Origin of the sequence: Virgibacillus necropolis, assembly GCF_044793635.1 — a bacterium.
Lineage (GTDB): Bacteria > Bacillota > Bacilli > Bacillales > Amphibacillaceae > Virgibacillus_F > Virgibacillus_F necropolis_A.
Genome location: NZ_CP084992.1, coordinates 2,499,337 through 2,517,283, shown reverse-complemented (window position 1 = coordinate 2,517,283; position 17,947 = coordinate 2,499,337). Strand labels below are relative to the sequence as shown.

At 37.5% G+C, this 17,947-nt stretch carries 19 protein-coding genes; 2 read left to right on the top strand and 17 right to left on the bottom strand.

Features of this window, described 5'->3' with window-relative positions:
• Nucleotides 1-35: 35 nt before the first annotated feature.
• The 15 genes from LG329_RS12205 to LG329_RS12135 form a co-directional block, all read right to left on the bottom strand.
• Complete coding sequence (locus tag LG329_RS12205; protein WP_404451099.1) at nt 36-410, bottom strand: DUF454 family protein; 375 nt, start codon at nt 408-410, stop codon at nt 36-38.
• Nucleotides 411-624: 214 nt separating this feature from the next.
• On the bottom strand, nt 625-1,350 hold the full coding sequence (locus LG329_RS12200) for a SurA N-terminal domain-containing protein (protein ID WP_404451098.1): 726 nt from the start codon (nt 1,348-1,350) through the stop codon (nt 625-627).
• A 318-nt stretch (nt 1,351-1,668) separates the two neighbouring features.
• A complete protein-coding gene (locus LG329_RS12195; protein ID WP_404451097.1) occupies nt 1,669-3,402 on the bottom strand; it encodes an IS1182 family transposase in 1,734 nt (577 codons plus the stop codon).
• A gap of 165 nt (nt 3,403-3,567) precedes the next feature.
• On the bottom strand, nt 3,568-4,509 hold the full coding sequence (locus tag LG329_RS12190) for a siderophore ABC transporter substrate-binding protein (protein WP_404451096.1): 942 nt from the start codon (nt 4,507-4,509) through the stop codon (nt 3,568-3,570).
• Between the two features lie 20 nt (nt 4,510-4,529).
• A complete protein-coding gene (locus LG329_RS12185; RefSeq protein WP_404451095.1) occupies nt 4,530-5,288 on the bottom strand; it encodes an ABC transporter ATP-binding protein in 759 nt (252 codons plus the stop codon).
• The gene (locus tag LG329_RS12180) at nt 5,282-6,232 is read right to left on the bottom strand and encodes an iron chelate uptake ABC transporter family permease subunit (protein WP_404451094.1); all 951 of its coding nucleotides are present in this window, start codon (nt 6,230-6,232) and stop codon (nt 5,282-5,284) included. Before LG329_RS12180 ends, LG329_RS12185 begins: the two co-directional genes overlap by 7 nt.
• Nucleotides 6,222-7,175 (bottom strand): ABC transporter permease, encoded by a 954-nt coding sequence (locus LG329_RS12175; RefSeq protein ID WP_404451093.1) that lies wholly within the window; start codon nt 7,173-7,175, stop codon nt 6,222-6,224. Before LG329_RS12175 ends, LG329_RS12180 begins: the two co-directional genes overlap by 11 nt.
• A 709-nt stretch (nt 7,176-7,884) precedes the next feature.
• Complete coding sequence (locus tag LG329_RS12170) at nt 7,885-8,607, bottom strand: DsbA family protein (RefSeq protein WP_404451092.1); 723 nt, start codon at nt 8,605-8,607, stop codon at nt 7,885-7,887.
• 72 nt (nt 8,608-8,679) lie between these two features.
• Complete coding sequence (locus LG329_RS12165) at nt 8,680-9,540, bottom strand: MBL fold metallo-hydrolase (protein ID WP_404451091.1); 861 nt, start codon at nt 9,538-9,540, stop codon at nt 8,680-8,682.
• A gap of 142 nt (nt 9,541-9,682) precedes the next feature.
• Nucleotides 9,683-10,132, bottom strand: coding sequence for a DUF2188 domain-containing protein (locus tag LG329_RS12160; RefSeq protein WP_404451090.1), 450 nt, complete (start codon nt 10,130-10,132; stop codon nt 9,683-9,685).
• A 66-nt stretch (nt 10,133-10,198) separates the two neighbouring features.
• Nucleotides 10,199-11,062: a VanW family protein gene (locus tag LG329_RS12155; protein ID WP_404451089.1), complete on the bottom strand. Its 864-nt coding sequence runs from the start codon at nt 11,060-11,062 to the stop codon at nt 10,199-10,201.
• A gap of 80 nt (nt 11,063-11,142) precedes the next feature.
• The gene (gene fni, locus LG329_RS12150) at nt 11,143-12,201 is read right to left on the bottom strand and encodes a type 2 isopentenyl-diphosphate Delta-isomerase (RefSeq protein ID WP_404451088.1); all 1,059 of its coding nucleotides are present in this window, start codon (nt 12,199-12,201) and stop codon (nt 11,143-11,145) included.
• 17 nt (nt 12,202-12,218) lie between these two features.
• Nucleotides 12,219-13,142: a DMT family transporter gene (locus LG329_RS12145; RefSeq protein WP_404451087.1), complete on the bottom strand. Its 924-nt coding sequence runs from the start codon at nt 13,140-13,142 to the stop codon at nt 12,219-12,221.
• 236 nt (nt 13,143-13,378) lie between these two features.
• A complete protein-coding gene (locus LG329_RS12140) occupies nt 13,379-14,221 on the bottom strand; it encodes a VOC family protein (RefSeq protein ID WP_404451086.1) in 843 nt (280 codons plus the stop codon).
• Nucleotides 14,222-14,308: 87 nt separating this feature from the next.
• A complete protein-coding gene (locus tag LG329_RS12135; protein ID WP_404451085.1) occupies nt 14,309-14,851 on the bottom strand; it encodes a hypothetical protein in 543 nt (180 codons plus the stop codon).
• A gap of 86 nt (nt 14,852-14,937) precedes the next feature.
• Here LG329_RS12135 and LG329_RS12130 point away from each other — a divergent pair, with 86 nt between their 5' ends.
• On the top strand, nt 14,938-15,528 hold the full coding sequence (locus tag LG329_RS12130; protein WP_404451084.1) for a TetR/AcrR family transcriptional regulator: 591 nt from the start codon (nt 14,938-14,940) through the stop codon (nt 15,526-15,528).
• Between the two features lie 65 nt (nt 15,529-15,593).
• Here LG329_RS12130 and LG329_RS12125 read toward each other — a convergent pair whose 3' ends face one another.
• Nucleotides 15,594-15,902 carry a hypothetical protein gene (locus LG329_RS12125; protein ID WP_404451083.1) on the bottom strand — a complete coding sequence of 103 codons (309 nt, stop codon included), beginning with the start codon at nt 15,900-15,902 and terminating at the stop codon, nt 15,594-15,596.
• A 220-nt stretch (nt 15,903-16,122) separates the two neighbouring features.
• Here LG329_RS12125 and LG329_RS12120 point away from each other — a divergent pair, with 220 nt between their 5' ends.
• The gene (locus tag LG329_RS12120) at nt 16,123-16,662 is read left to right on the top strand and encodes an HD domain-containing protein (RefSeq protein ID WP_404451082.1); all 540 of its coding nucleotides are present in this window, start codon (nt 16,123-16,125) and stop codon (nt 16,660-16,662) included.
• A gap of 165 nt (nt 16,663-16,827) precedes the next feature.
• Here LG329_RS12120 and rsgA read toward each other — a convergent pair whose 3' ends face one another.
• On the bottom strand, nt 16,828-17,892 hold the full coding sequence (gene rsgA / locus LG329_RS12115) for a ribosome small subunit-dependent GTPase A (RefSeq protein ID WP_404451081.1): 1,065 nt from the start codon (nt 17,890-17,892) through the stop codon (nt 16,828-16,830).
• Between the last annotated feature and the right edge of the window lie 55 nt (nt 17,893-17,947).

The window sequence follows — 17,947 nt, the reverse complement described above, 5'->3', positions numbered from 1 at the left end:
ATGAAATAGCAACAATGCGTACAAAAAGGCTACCACTACGTATGCAATGTCTTTTGTTTAAGAATCACCAAGGTGAAAAATCCGGCAATGAGAAATAAAAATATCTTAATAAAAACTAGGGGAATTATAAAGAATATGGTATACCCCATTGAAATCCACAATGAAAAAACACCGATTATTTTAGCCCTTAAAGGTATTCCCTTTCCTGCACGGTAGTTTTCAATATATGGTCCGATCCATTTATTTGTGATCAACCTTTGGTAAAAGTTATCCGAACTCCTTACATAACAAGCAGCGGCAAGTAGCAAAAGTGGGGTTGTCGGTAACAATGGTAAAATGATGCCGAGTAACCCTAATACTAAGGATATAGTTCCCCCAATTATTAATAACATTCTTATCAATTGTCTCATTCTTCACACCAGCTATAGTTAATAGTTTAAGTAATTACTTTCTATTATAGCATCCAACCTACCTTTATTCACTTGAAAGAACTTTTAGAAAACTTGGCTTATCGCCAAGCCTTAGTTGCACTTATGCAGTAAGAAAGGATTTATGCTTTCTTAACTGCTAAAAGATAACACAAAACCCTCTCCAGTAATAATTCCGGAGAGGGTTAGTTGATTGTTAAATCATGTGCTTAATTTCTGCGTTCTTTTTTAGTTTCTCTATTTTAGCCTGTAGCTGCTTTTGTTGTTTTTGTTGTTCCAATTGACCTTTGATTTGTTTTTTCATTTCATCTAATTTAGGAATATCTTTACTTTGTTCTTTTAGCTTATCATAATACGCTTGTACTTCTTTATCCGAAACTTCTGTAGCTTTAATTTCCTGTTTCATATACTTTGAAAGTGTAATCTCAAATGCTAACTGCTTTTTATATGAAGCTTCAGTTAGGTGTAGTTTTTCCAACACCGCCGCCAGCTGATCAGCCTTATTCTTTTTAATGGTTTCAAATTCCTTTTGGACTTCCTTTTCTGAAACTTCAATGCCTTTTTCCTTTGCATCTTGTTTAAGAAGTTCTTGTTGAACAATAACATTTAATGCTTGTTTTTTAACATTTTTCAAATCACTTACATCTTGCCCATATTGACTCATTAACATCTTTGTTTGAGCATATGAAGCATTATATTTTTTACCCTTGATTTCTTGCCCATTTATCTTAGTGACAACTTTATCATTGTCCACTTTTTCTTTATCTGTAATTTCAACCTCTTTTTTGGCAGGTTGCGCTGTTTCTTCTGATTTTTTATCATTGTTTTTGTCAGCGTTTTTATCACTTGCAGAATCATCACCACATGCAGCTAAAACTGTTGCTAAACTCAATGCTAAAACTAACATGATCATCTTTTTCATCGATGAATTCCCTCATTTCTTAACTTTGTCCTTTCATTCAAACACATTCCTTATAGCCAATGCAAGTACTAACTTTGCAAAAAAACTCTTAAAAACCTTTCATGATACGTATTCACAAGTGTTTTTTACACTTTGAAGTCATTTTCATTGGTTATATCCCTTACTTTTGCCACATTAGTGACTTTTATCCATGGACCGATAAGAAATCAGACTTGGGAATGAGTGAAACTCATGCCACTAGCCGTTTCGATAAATGTGGTTCCCTTCTATACTAAGAATTATGAAAAGAAAAGACGGAGGGATTTACATGATAAACCTTTATGAACTGGAACCTATAATTGAAAGTCGCCGTGTGAGATAGATCGTTATAAAAGAGGCTGGGACATAACTAGCCAAAATTAACTTAAAAATGGTTCCGATCATCGGTTTTTGATGATCGGAACCATTTTTCGTTGGATTATTTTCATTATCTTTTCGTTGATTTATCTTCATGGCGGTGTACTTCCTCAAGTTTACCGCCATGAATGCAAATCCTAATTCATTTTCTACCTTCTCTTCACCCCTCACAGACATACGAGTGAAGCACAAATTAGCCTTCAGGAATCCGAAGACTGGCTCCACATCGATTTTACGATTGCCGTAGATTTCACCAGTTTCCTCTTCCGAAAGCAGCTGCCTAATATATGCTTTTTGGCGTTCCCATTTTTCATTGTAATAAATTTTTCGATTATTTCCTTCCTTCGCTTTGGTGCATTGGGAACGCAATGGACAATCTGAACAGTCCTCACACTCATAGACTTTAAACGTTCGTGTCAGTCCGTATTTGTCTGTTCGATTGGACACGTGCCGGAACATCAATTGTTTTCCATTTGGACAGGTAAACGTATCGTCTTCCTTGTTATATTCCCAATTGGCTGTATGGAAAACGTTATTTTTATGTTTCTTTTTCTTCTCTTTTCGATACTGGTTATAGGTAATCAGCGGGGTGCGTTTTCGATTCTCCATGACATCTTCGTAGTTTTGTTCACTTCCGTACCCTGCGTCAGCGACAATATGCTTCGGCAACTTAAAGAAATTGTTCTCTATGTTATCCAGAAATGGAATGAAGGTGCGTGTATCTGTCGGGTTTGGGAATACATCATAAGCGAGCACATATTGTCCTTCCGTCGCAGCCTGCACATTGTAACCTGCTTTTAGTTGACCGTTCTTCATATAATCATCTTTCATTCGCATAAAAGTGGCATCATGATCCGTCTTCGAGTAACTGTTGCGTTCTCCAAAGACTTCCATGTCGTTTTGGTATTTTTGTTTACGCGCCACAAAATCTTTAAATTGTTTGCGGTATTGTTTGGGTGCTTTGCGCTCCGATCGAACTTGTTTTCGTTCGCTACCGACCTCGCTCGCTTCTATTTTTTTGTCGTAGGTCATTACCTCGTCATCAAGCTGTTTCACGACTTTTGTGAGTTCGTCAGTGGAAAGTTCGTCCGAACTTTCGCGTTCAATGCCTGGAATAATTTCTTTTTCCAATAATTCATCATACATTTGGTTGGACTTTTCCACCAAATTAACACTGTACCTTTCAATCGATTTACGCCATACAAACGTAAATTTATTAGCATTCGCCTCAACCTTGGTTCCATCAATAAAAATCGCTTCTTCATCAATCTGTTTTTCTTTCACCAACTGACAACGGAATTGCACGAAACACTGACGGAGTATTTCTTTAACCTCTGGATGCACACGAAAACGATTGATGGTACGATAACTTGGTTCATATCCTTGCGCTAACCACATCATACGCACACTGTCTTTGAGTAACCCTTCGATTTTTCTTCCAGAAAAAACCGACTGCGTGTAGGCACACAAGATAACTTTCATCATCATTTGCGGGTGATAGGCTGGACATCCAGTTTCACGAGAAAAGGTAGCGAATGCTTCATCCGGAATCTGTGTTACAACATCATTTACCGCATAGGCAATATCATTTTTGTCCAACTTTATTTCTAAATCTAGCGGCAAAACAACTTGATTTATGTTATAATTTTTAAACATAAGAATCCCTCCGATAGTTATTGTGTAGTTACTTTAATTCTATCAAAAGGGGTTCTTTTTGTTTAGTGAAAATATACGATTATATAATAAAAGCGCGGTATTTCACCTACACGGTGAGTACCACGCTTTTATTTATTTACTGAGTTTTGTCCCAGCCTCTTACAATTAAAATTTGTTTAAACTATCCGCAATTTCGTTTACCATTTCCTGAACAGAAACAAGTCCGCCTCCAGAAAGGTACCAATAATTTGGGTCTAAGTATACGATATGGTCATTTTTGTATGCTTTTGTTTTCTTTACAAGTTTATTTTCAACCACTTGTTTTGCAGATGACTCATCACCAACAATCGCACCACGATCAATCACATACAAAAGGTCTGGATTCTGTTCAACCACATATTCAAATGATACATTCATTCCATGTGTCGATGCTTCAATTGAATCATCGATAGCTTCCACACCAAATACATCATGGATCATACCAAATCGTGATTTGGATCCGTATGCACTAATTTTACCGCCGCTTACTAACGTGATCAGTGCCTTTTTATCCAATGAAGCCGCTTTTTCCTGTAATTTTGAAATTGATTCCTCTATTTTTGTTAATTCTTTTTCAATCTCATCTTTTTTATCAAAAATAGTACCAATTGTATCTAAGTTACTTTTAAAGGATTCCATATAATTAGTTGTGTCTACACCAAGATAAATAGTTGGAGCAAGTTCAGATAATTGTTCATATAAGGATGATTGACGCCCTGAAATAATAATTAAATCTGGATCTATTTCTGAAAGTTTTTCAAAGTCCGGCTCTTTTAAACTACCAACATTTGCATATTCTTCACCTTCATATTTTGATAAATATGTAGGCATGCTACCATGTGGTACACCTGTTACATCAATTCCTAATTTATCTAATGTATCTAATGTCCCATAGTCAAACACAACTACCTTTTCGGGGTTTTTTGATACTTTTGTTTTTCCTAAATCATGCGTAACAGTGATTGTTTCTTTTGTATCCCCATTTGCACTATCATCTTTTTCTGTACCGCACGCGGTCATAACAATCGCAAACAAACTAACCATAATTAACACAATTAATTTTTTCATTTTAATATCCCCTTTATTTTTTATCCAAAATAAACACATATACGTTGGTCATTGATCGTTTTAATATCCATATCCATATCATAAATATCTTTCAAAACACATTCATCAATAACATCACAGGTAGGTCCCTGTTTAACAATTTGACCATCTTTAAGCGCAACAATTTGATCAGAATAACAGGATGCAAAATTAATATCATGAATGACAATTACAATGGTTTTCCCTAAATCATCTACAAGTTTTCTTAGCGTTTTCATAATTTGTACCGAATGTCGCATATCTAAATTATTCAGCGGTTCATCAAGCAAAATATATTCGGTATCCTGCGCGATAATCATTGCGATGTGCGCGCGTTGACGCTGCCCGCCACTTAGCTCATCAAGATAACGGTCCTGCATATCGCGAAGCTCCATGTAATCAATTGCTTCATCTACTTTATCCCAGTCTTCTTTCTTCAGTTTCCCCTGTGAATACGGAAAACGTCCAAATGAAACAAGTTCACGAATCGTTAAACGAAGATTGATGGCATTAGATTGTTTTAGAATAGATATTTTTTTAGCTAAATCATTACTTTTGGTTTCTGTTACTTCTTTACCATCAATCGTAATCTCACCCTGATCTTTTGTAATTAAGCGGCTAATCATCGATATCAAAGTGCTTTTCCCGGCACCATTTGGACCAATGAAAGAGGTGATTTTGCCTTTCTCTATGGTTAACGAAACATCATCAATCACACGCTTTTGGTTATAGTTTTTAAAAACACCTTTAATACCTACCATGATTTATTCTCCTTTAATAAAAGATAGATGAAATACACACCACCGACAAAGTTAATAATCACACTAATCGTTGTCTGAAACGTAAATATTTCTTCCACGATAAATTGACCACCTACTAATGCAATGATACTGATTAATGCTGAACCTATTATTAAGTAAAAGTGACGATATGTTTTCAAAAATTCATACGCAAGGTTTACAACAAGCAATCCCAAGAACGTGATTGGACCGATTAATGCTGTAGCAATTGATATTAAAATTGCGACTATAATCAACAGGCGCTTCACAACATATTCGTATGGAACACCTAAATTAATTGCTTCCTCTTTCCCTAATGACAACACATCTAAATACTTGTAAAAGCGCAGTGAATAAATGAAAACGAGTGTAATTAGTCCAACTGATAAATAAACAAGCTCCACATTAACATTATTGACACTCGCAAACATCCTGTCACGTACAATCATGAATTCATTCGGATCAATTAATACTTGCATAAAAGATGTAAAGCTACCAAAGAATGTTCCTAATATCATACCGATCAATAATAGAAAATAAATATTATTCTTTTCTCCTTTAAAAAGAAAACGATATAAGATTAAAGAAAATATCACCATGAAACCAATCGATATAAAATAGTTGAAGTGGCTACTCAACATCACAAGAGATTGCGTGCCAAATATAAAAATGATACATGTCTGAATTAACATATATAAGGAATCAAGTCCCATAATACTCGGTGTTAATATCCGATTGTTCGTGATTGTCATGAATATCGTTGTTGAATATGCTATAGCCGCACCAGTTATGATTATGGCAACTATTTTCATAATTCTTCTTGGCAAGATGTAACCAATATTCCCGCTTAAATCATAGAACAAGTAAATTGCTACCAATACCACTGCCAGAACTGCTAGGATTATCGTCTTTTTTTTATAGCCCATATTTCTTTCTCCTTAGCAGTAAAAATATAAATACGCCACTTCCAATTACCCCAACAGTCAAGCTGATTGGAATTTCATATGGATAGATAATGACTCGACCGATAATGTCACAAACGAGGACAAACGCTGCACCTAATAGTGCTGTATGTAATAAGCTTTTCTTCAAGTGATCCCCTTGGTAAATGGTTACGATATTCGGAATGATCAGTCCTAAAAATGGAATAACCCCGACGGATAAAACGACAGAAGCAGTAACTAGTGCAACAATGATTAATCCAATATTCACTACCTGCTTGTAATTGAGCCCCAAATTTTTGGAGAAATCCTCTCCCATTCCTGCTATGGTAAATTTGTTAGCAAACAGATAAGCAACGATTAGGATCGGAATACTAACATACATTAATTCATAATTCCCACTCATGATCATGGAAAAGTCCCCTTGCATCCAGGAAGACATGTTTTGGATAAGATCATTTTTGTAAGCAAAAAAAGTTGCTCCCGAGCTTATAATATTCCCAAACATCAGCCCTACTAAGGGAATGAAAATAGCATCTTTAAATTTAATTTTGTCGAGGATTTTCATAAAAATGAATGTCCCAATCAACGCGAATAAAAAGGAAACCAACATTTTTTCTAAGGGACTTGCAGATGTAAAGACCATTAATGAAACCAAAATTCCAAGTCGGGCAGAATCAAGTGTACCTGCTGTTGTTGGTGAAACAAATTTATTACGGCTCAATTGCTGCATAATTAGCCCGCAAATACTCATGCTCATTCCAGCAATTAAAATACTCGCTAACCTCGGAATCCGACTGATCATCAAAATGTCAATCTGGTCTTCTGACAAATGAAAAACATCCCAAACCGAAACATTCGAAACGCCCACAAATATGGAAGTGATGGATAATATACAAACAGTAATTAAAAGGTAACGAATTTTCATAAGTCAGTCCTTCTTCTATTATTTAGGCTCTTTTCATACGCATTGTTGCTTTCCATCTTCTTCATAGTTGATATAAACTGCGACATAACTGCTGGTTGATTTCCGCTGCTGACCGTTGCTTTCCGCGGGCACGGCTTCAGCCTCCTTGCCCCGGCAAGGGGTATGCCGACGTTGTCCGCAAAGGACGGTTTTAGTTGGCCCTCATCATCTCCACCGCTGCGGGGTCTTCAGACTCGTGCTGTTCCCGCAGGAGTCAACGGTCCTCCGCTCCAATCAACTGCCATAATAGTGAAAGGGGCTCTATGGTACTGCTTTCAGACACCATGTTAGCGGAAGAAATACACGAAGACTCCTGCGGAAACAGCGAAGACGATGAGACCCCGCAGTGAGCGGTCTTTGCTCGCGAGGAGGCTCAGCGCGAGCCCGCGGAAAGCGTAGTGTATTTCTGGAGCGGTATGCTATGACGCAGTATATATCTATTCTCTTATAAAGCAACAATCTTTGGGAATACAGCCATTATTTAAAATGGTAATCACCTTCAATTCACTTTAATTAATAATGATATTCATTATCAATTAGCTTCCATAACTGATTATAGCATAGGAATAAATAACGTCAATACCTTTAAACAATATTTTCCAACAAAAGAAAAAAGGCTAACAAATGTAGGGGTGATCCCTTCTATTTGTTAGCCTTTTATAAAATTTGCTTATTCAGAGTCAACATCACAACCATCACCAGTACAGTATGTTGTTTCTGACTTTTTCGGATTTAATGTTTGTAATGTTGGTTGTTCGTTTTCTTCTTCCCAGACCTTTTCAATTACTTCTGAAAATACTTCTGGAGGCTGTGCGCCTGAAACCGCATATTTCTCATTGAAGACAAAGAACGGTACTCCTTGTACACCAATTTGTTGCGCTTCCTTTTCGTCGCCCCTGACCGCTTTTGCAAAATCACTCGACTCAAGAACATCTCGAACAGCATCTTTATCTAACCCTACCTCACCAGCTAATTTCGTCAATGTTTCGTTATCAGCAATGTGTAAAGAATCGGTGAAGTATGCCTGTAACAATCTCTCAGTCATCTCTTTACCTTTGCCTTGTTTATCAGCATACTTTGCCAGGCGGTGTGCATCAAATGTGTTGGTGTGCTGCATCGTGTCAAATCGGTAGGTCAAGCCAAGCTCTGCTGCTTGATTTGCCAAATTCTCATTTGACTGACGCGCTTTTTCCACACTCATCCCATACTTCCCTGCCAATAACTCATGAATATTTTTACCAGCGTTTACTTCTGCATTTGGGTCAAGCTCATAACTTTTATATGTGATGGTTACTTTGTCTTTATTTGAAAATTGTTCTAACGCTAACTCCAGTCTGCGTTTACCGATGTAGCAGAATGGACATACAAAATCTGAATAGACGTCAATTCTCATATAACTAACACCTCATTTCTGTTAGTTATTGTAGCATAGGATAAGGGTTTATCGTAACATTGTGCTTAGAGTCTAATGTAGATCCTTATTATCAATATACTTCCCATAATCTGGAACCGCAACTTGATCAAAGTTTTCAACTAGCTGTTTTAACCCATTTTTCAACTTGTCCCCGTCCATTACCGCACCATGACCAGGTATCATTGTACTTGGGTTCAATGCCTCAATCTTCTTAACTGAATCCCACGCTGCCTGCCAATCAGTAGTAAGATATCGTGGAGGTCCATTTAATTCAGGACTTTGCATCAGAACGTTATAAAATGAATCCTGTTTAACCGTAATACATGCATCGCCAGAAATTAGTGTACGATCTTTTTCTCGGAAAAAGGAAACATGACCTGGTGCGTGACCCGGTGTATGGATCCATTTCCAGTCATCAAGTTCAGGTACGCTTCCATCATCAGGCAGAGGTTCAACATTTCCATGGAGATTGATCGGTTCATTCGGAAATAGTGATGATGCCTTTGCTACTAGTCCACCTTCAACAGTCGAGTCAGGTTCAGGGTATGATTTTTCCCCAGTTAAATAAGGAACTTCACTTTCGTGGGCATAGACAGGAACTTCCCATTCTTCAACTAAATCTACAAGCCCCCCTACATGATCAAAGTGCCCATGTGTAAGAATAATTGCAGCTGGCTTGCTTTCCCGGCCAAAACGATCCACAACGACTGACTTTATTTCAGACGCAGCATTTGGCATACCAGCATCTACAAGAACCCACTCGCCCCTTCCTGGCGTGCCAATGAAACCAATATTAACTATTTGATCTGTATAATAATAAACATCATTTCGCACTTCATGACCAGTCCCGCTTGTGATGGATGTCATAGGAATAAATCGCAATAGATTATTTTCATTCGTTTGTTTATCCATTTCGTAAATCCTCCATTTTCTCCTTAGTATTTGTGAGAAAGCGAGAAATTAACCAACAAAAAATGCTCCCACTAAAATTGTAGTAAAGAGCATTCTTTTTATACGCATTATGAACTATTAAATTGCGAACTTGGGGCATCAATCAATACAATTGTTCTTCTTGCACTGATCCATCCTGCTTATAAATCGTTAGTTTTGTTCCTTTATTATTAGCAATTTCACGACCACGTTTAATTGCGTCATCTTTTTCATCAAAAACATCACTTGGTCGCTTGGCATTGTTTGATTTTACTGCCCAACCACCTTCATGAGCAACTACCTGTTCAGCTTCCCTAAGTCGTTCAGGATTACTCTCATGTTTTCTTCCTGCTTCACTACGCTCGCTTGGCTTTCCGTTTTTTTCGTATTCATTGATTTCTCTATGACCAGCGTTGTTATACCATTCTTTAGCTTGACTGGTTGCGATCGGAATAGCTTGATCTTCTTTGTACCCTTCATCTATCATCGAATTTGCAATATCAATGGTTTTTTTCCGTACAACTTTGTCCAAGTTTTTCAGTGAAGATGGATAATCATCCATAGTCCAAGGCATTTTTATCCTCCTTTAATCCCTTTTATGTACAATACCCAGTACATATTGAATTAAACAGCATGACATTTACTTCCCTGAGTAAAGTTCCACTGTGTTCGAAGAAAAAATACCAATATCCATCCTTCCACCGACCGATTTTGCCCGAATTAAAATTGGTTGGTTATACATGTTTTTAAATACAAAATCCGGCCCCCACCAGCTAACAGTAGCATCACGTCCCGGTGGAACATATGGCACGCTCCGACTATGTGAGTAACGTTCAACAATTTTTACGCCTTTTAAGCTTACAGCATTATATAAGGTGGACGATACCTGACATATCCCACCGCCAATATCCTCTGCCAACTCGCCTTTTACAATAACTGGGGCTTTCTTGTACCCTTTTTCTTCAGTACGCTCGCCTACAATTTTATTAAACGAAAACTTTTCGCCCGGAAAGACCACATAATTATTTATTGCTTCTGTAGCAAGTTTGATGTTATGTGAACGTTCTTTATTATGCTTCTTAAAATACGTAACATAACGACCAATTTCCTTTTCCTTAATCTCAGCCAATAGTTCTGTATCTACCCGTGGAAAGATATCTTTTTTGGGGATTTTAATTTCTACCGGTTCTCCTAGATAGAAGGACTTGAGGAATAATGCATGAAATTTACGTCGGTCTAATGCAATTCCTAATTTCTCTTGAACTATTTCACCTGATTTATTTAACGTTGCATTAATTGGTTCTTTGTAAATTTTTTCATCTAGTGAATCAAGCAAAAGCTTTAACTTTACATCATTTATAAAATAACTGTTAAGGTAAGGCAATTCAAACCGTTCCAGTTCAACTGTTTCCAGTGTTTTTCCTTTTTCAGTCACGGTTAACTGTTGGGGGGTATTTCCTAATGGAACCATAAACAAAAATAACGATAATATAAAAGCATTCATTACACTATCCCTCCTTTTCATAGTATTGGTTGAAGGGAATAAATTCATGTAACAAAAAAGCTAAAACTCAAGTTAGAGTTTCAGCTTTTTCCGTTTAATAATGAACGCCCCATAATGGATACGCGATTTGTATTTTTTAGTTCATCAATTGTTTTGACACCAATACCGAACATCGTCATCTTCAGTTCCAATTCAATTTGTTCCATTGCCTCGATAACCGCTTCCTCTGATTCTGTTGCAGCTTGCAATAGCTTACGAGCAAAGCCAATAACATCCGCACCGATTGTCAATGCCTTAGCAGCGTCAACACCTGTTTTCATTCCCCCGCTTGCAACAACCGGAACCGTTGAACCTAACTCACTTCTAACGGATACGATACAATCCTTCGTTGGAATGCCCCAGCTGTTGAAAGCTTCTGCTGCAGCTTTTCTTAGTGGCTCTTTTGAACGAAGCTTTTCTACCTGGCTCCATGAAGTTCCACCTGCACCCGCAACATCTATATACGAAATTCCAGCATCGTATAACCGTCGTGCAACTGTACCATCGATTCCGAATCCAACCTCTTTGACGCCGACTGGAACTGTTAGTTTCTTACATACTTCTTCTATTTTAGGAAGCAATTCATGAAAATTGGTATCCCCTTCATCTTGGTTTATTTCCTGCAAACTATTTAGATGAAGAACTATCGAATCCGCTTCTGTTAAATCAACGATTCGTTGGCACTCTTCAGCTCCATAGCCATAATTAAATTGAACAGCGCCAATGTTAGCAATTAACGGTGCAGTTGGTGCATGCTGGCGGACAAGGAAAGAGTCCTTGTGTGCATCACTTTCAAGTAAAGCACGGGTTGATCCAAGTGCAATTGCCCATCCTTTTTGTTCAGCGGCTTTTGCTAAATTACCATTAATTTCTTCTGCCAACTCGGATCCGCCTGTCATGGAACTGACAAGAAATGGCACTTTGATTTTTTTGCCTAAAAACGTTGAATCTAACTTAATATCCTTAAAGTCAATTTCTGGTAATGCATTATGTATAAATGAAATCCCTTCAAGACCTGTTGTTTTATTAATACCTTCCACATTTTCGTCCAAGCACAAACGAATATGTTCTGTTTTACGTTTATTAATTCCTATATCCATGTGTAAACCCTCCACATTTATTTTACTACGGCTCTTCGTTTATTTTGTAAATAAGGATGCAATGTTACAAAATAAACACCCATGATTACCATAATCATACCAATAATTTGGGTCCAGGTGATAGTAGAATTGTATAATACGACAGCTAACCATGCAGTATTTATTGGAACTAAATTCATATAAATACTAGATTTACTGGCACCGATTTGTTTTATCCCACTATTCCACAGTAAAAATCCGATCACAGATGAACAGATGATCATAAAAATCATTTCTCCCCAAGCCTGTGTGGACATCTGTAAAATATCGCCCCAACCTTGTTCAAATAGAGAAATAATTCCCAGAAAAATCGAACCAACTAATGTAGTAAATGTCGTTGTAACAATTGGCGAAACATCACGCATTGCAACTTTGCCAAAAAGACCGTGTGCCACCCAACAAAGTAACCCACCAATAAATAGAAGATCACCAGCATTAAATTCAAGTGATAATAATGTTGCCAATGACCCTCTTGAAATGACAACAATTACCCCTACTAAAGATAATAATAACCCGAATCCAAGTTGTTTATTCCACACCTCACCTAAAAACAAAACAGCCCCAAACGTAATGAGTACTGGTGTTGTAGCAACGATTAATGATCCATTTATAGCTGAAGTGATATCGAGCGCTATAAAAAAGAATATGTTGTATCCAAAAATACCAGTTATCGCCATCGCTAATATGGCCTTCCATTGCTTTTTCAAAGCCTCTGCATCAAATTTTCTCTTCCATAAAACATAGATTAATAGTAATATTCCAGCTGTTCCAAATCGGAATGCAGCAGCAGTAACTGGTGGTATTTCCGTAATAACATGCTCTGCAGCAACAAATGCTCCACCCCAAAACAACGGAACAAGTAGCATCCAAAAATAAATAGCTAAAGATTGTTCCTGCTTCATACCGATCCTTCTTCCATTTTCTTTTATGCAAGAACTATATCAAATGCCTATCGAAATAGCCAACCACGAAGGTTAGCTGAGTTAAGAAAAGCGGAAGCGCCTTGGTCAGCCCCGACAAGTTTAAGACGAATCTCTTAGTGATGATTTTTATCACAAAGAGATTTGACTTAAAACCTCGAGGGGCTAGGCGCTGGAGCTAGACAGATTAACGCCAAATTTTTATACTTTCTTTCCTATTAAAAATATATATGATTTCCTGAAGGATCTGTAACGAGATATTGTTCCCCATCTAGATCAACATGGACATCTAAGTTTTGTAATCGCTCCACGATTTTCATTCTCTCACTAGCTGGAACGACAATCGTATAACTCTTCAAACCAATTTCATTAGAAGTCGGGACACTTCCACCTCTACTATTCCAAGTATTCAACCCAATGTGATGATGATAGCCTGCTGATGATAGGAATAATGCTTGTTCTCCAAAATTACTCACAATTTGAAACCCAAATCCTTGTGTATAGAATTCCTCGATCATAGCGAGGTCGGCTACTTGCAGATGAATATGACCAATTATTGTTCCAACTGGCATCCCTTCCCAGCCATTCTCAGCCACTTCTTGCATTAGTGCATTAGCATCCAATGGTAATGTACTCATTTCAACCTGGTCACCAAGCCAATTCCATTCGATTGGATTACGATCAGTATATATTTCCACGCCATTCCCATCAGGATCAGCAATATATAGTGCTTCACTAACTAAATGATCGGAAGCACCTTGTATAGGGTATCCGGTATGAATCAAATGCCTGAGCATCTTCGCGAGATCCGCTCGCTTCGGCAATAAAAATGCAATGTGAAAAAGACCAGTTTTACGTGGATCCAAAGGCCTGGGATTTTCTAGTTGCTCAATTGTTAACGCTGGCATAATTCCACCTGCCGCAAGCTTTGCAAGGTGCGGCTGTTGTTCGACCACTCGAAACCCTAGTATGTTTTGATAAAAGTTAAGTGACCGTTCTAAATTAGCAACTTTTAAATGAATATGATTAATATACTTTGTTTCATCGGTATGAAAGGTCATAGATGGAATCTCCTTTTAATCGAATATAATTACATATAGTTTACTGGTTTTTCGATTTTTTTGAAAGAGATACGGTATCCCCCCCAACTAGGATGTTCGTGGATCCTTTCTCGGGAAAATTGTATAACTAAAACTGATTAAAAAGTCTACCCCAAGCACAAGCGTCCAAAGTCTGGCTGTCTGATACAGTGCCTCCGTTTGAGTTTGGTTATCAATGTATAAAATAATTGCTCCTAAAATGATGACCCCTACAATCCATGCTATAAGATGATGGTACCAGCCCGTGCGTTCTTTTTTCGCAAAATCTTTTCCGTACTTTTTACTCTTATCAGGTCTTGGTCCATTTCCAAACCGGTATGCAAATCGAATATCAGCCCATTTAATCATTTGATGACCGAACGCCACGCTGACCCCGATATATATCGCAGCTATACCATGAACTGTCGTTGCCACTGCGCCATTTTTCAAATCAATAACAGCTGCAATCAGTAATAATACATCCACAATAGGGGTACATATCAGTAAAAATGCTCCAAGTTTTTTCTTATGAAACACATAACGAGCTACAAGACCTGCTAAAACAAATATCCAGAATCCAATTTCACAAGCAACAATAAACCAAGCCAACATAATGATTAACTCCTTTTTGGTACGATTGTATTAATTATAATATAGCACAACCTGATTAAATAGTACACTTGTGTTATATTATAATTATGCCAAAAATAGTTGATCACGAAAAAAGGAAAATTAAAATAGCAGAAGCAACATGGAAGGTCATCGTTGATGAAGGTCTAGAGCAGGCGACTGTCCGTAAAATTGCAAAAGTCGCTGACATGTCTGTTGGGTCATTACGTCATTACTTTTCAACACAGTCCGAGTTATTTGCATTTTCGATGAAGCTTGTATCAGATCGCGTGAGAAATCGAGCAGAAAACAAATACTATGATGGACCACCACTCGAGTCCATGCAGGAACTATTAAGCGAGTTTTTGCCAATTGATGAAGAACGAAGAATTGAAATGGAGGTATGGATGGTTTTTTCATCGAAAACACTCGTCGATCCTAACTTAAAAGCATTGAGCCAAGAAGTATATGATGAAATGCATCGCGCATCCAAAATGGTAGTTGAAGGACTGATTGAATCAGGGTTAGCAAGTCAGGCTTTGAACAAATCGCTTGAAATTGAAAGATTATATGCATTAATTGATGGGATGGCATTACATGGCATCCTGCATCCTGATCGATTTTCTGTTGAAAAGATGCAGACAACATTGAAGTATCATTTAAAAGCTTTATGTAATTAGTCATTTGTAAGGATTAGAAATCCTAGATCCGTCTAATAGTGGGTCTAGGATTTTATGCGTTTACACTATAGACTTATTAAAATACCAAAAAACATTACAAAGCACGATGACAGGAAAAATGAATTAAATAATGTAAGTTTATGAGGACCAGTATTTTCTGTAGGTTTATCTTTCATAAAAAGAAGGCCAATTCCTCTAATTCCTTCTTTCTTTACATCAAGTCCATTCTCTCCTAACGTGAACATGATAGATATAATAATCATGACAATACCAAAAGGAAAGATTACCTCACCAACTTGAACATTTTGCTCCAATGAAAACAGATAGATGAATATAATTTGCGCAAGGGATATAACAAAAATTTTTTTGAACATTCTCTTCACCTCCTGAACCAGCATTGTTTAGATTTCCAGGCTGTCAAGCTATAATCGTTTGAATAGTTAGAGGGTCATAGAAGTATAAAATGAAAAGATTTTCTGATAATATAATATTCAGTCTAATATCATGTATATAGTAACATATTATGCTACTATTCTGTTATGGAATATAAAATAAAAATCCTAGGCATATAACGATAATAAGGGGGCAATAAAATTGAAACAAAAAGCCAAAGACTTCGCAGAGAAGGCCCACCGAGGGCAAACAAGGAAGAATTCGAATGCACCTTATATAACACATCCAATACGGGTTGCTGAAAAGTTAGAACGTGCCGGATTTTCAGATGAAGTTGTTTGTGCTGGTTATTTACATGATGTTGTGGAAGATACGCCTTTTGAAATGGAAGATATTGAAGCTGCATTTGGTTCAAGGGTAGCAAAACTTGTTGCAGCCCACACTGAAGATAAGTCAAAATCATGGCAAGAACGGAAACAGCATACAATCGACACCGTGAAGCATGCTGAGAATGAAGTAAAATATTTAATCGTCGCGGATAAACTAGATAACTTACTTGGATTAGAACAGGATCTTGATTTGCAGGGGGATGCTGTGTGGCGGAATTTTAATGCAGGAGTTGAGCAACAAAAGTGGTACAACACCTCCATTTCTGAAAATATGTATGTTGGAATCGAACCTGATAATGTTCCAAGTTATTTTGCCGAATATATGGATGCAGTGAAGCGAGTATTTGGTTAACGGTTCATCCAGCTTCGGATTTGGGGTTAAAACGATCGGTTGGCGGATATATGTGTAAAACGGCAGATAAGTAGCCTATCATTAGTAACTTCTGTCTACTCTCCAAATTAAACTGCTATAAAAAACACCTCCCTTAGTTCATATCAGGAAGGTGTTTTCTCTCTATCATCGATTTTTCCGATGTTTATAATTGTTTTTTTGTTGCTTGCTAATCTTTTTCCATTTATTTTTTTCTTCTAAATGCGCTTTTTGGTCTTGTTTTCTTTTTTCATATGCCAGTTCCCGCTGCAATTTCAAATAGCTTTGGTAACGATCATCTGATAACTCCCCATTTGCTATTGCTTCTTGCACACGACATCCTGGTTCTGTTTCATGTTGGCAATCCGTAAATTTGCATTCACTTTCTAGTGACTCGATATCCTGGAAAGTAGCGTCAATTGCTGACTCCCCTTCCCATAGTTGCAATTCCCGCATACCTGGGGTGTCGATCAACAATGACCCATTCGGTAATAGGAACATTTCCCTGTGAGTTGTTGTATGACGACCTTTACTGTCAGCATCACGCACATCCTTCGTTACTTGAACGGCATTTCCAATTAACTTGTTTACAAGCGTTGATTTACCTACTCCAGATGAACCGAGCAAAGCTGACGTTTTTCCAGGTGGTAAATAAGTCATCAGTTCCTCTATACCTTCCATTGTAATGTTGCTAATTGGAATGATTGGTACGCCAATCGCAACTTCCTCAACTTGCGCAATAATCACATCAACTTCCTCTTGTGTGCACTCGTCTCTTTTTGTTAAAACAATAACAGGAGTTGCTCCACTTTCATAAGTCGATAGTATATATCTTTCAATCCGACGCAAATTCAGATCATGATTTAGCGAATTTACAATGAAGACTGTATCCATGTTAGCTGCAACAATTTGTGCCTCAGTTTTCGTTCCAGCAGCCTGTCTAACGAATTGACTTTTTCTTGGCAGGATAGAATTTATTACTGCCTTTCGTTCGTCTACTAACTTATGAACTTCCACCCAGTCGCCTACAGCGGGATAATCAAGCGGGCTGACTGCTTGATTTATAAATTTTCCACTCAAATGTGAAAAGTATTCCATTTCACCATCTAAAATTCGATAACTATTTTTCTGAACCGCAATAACGCGGGCAATTTTGTCTTCGTTAATATCCTGGATAGGCTGATCCCATCCAACTGTTTCAAGTTTATTCAATTAAAATTTCCTCCTTGTATGTTGGAGGAAAGACCGTGCTTACGCTGACCGTTCC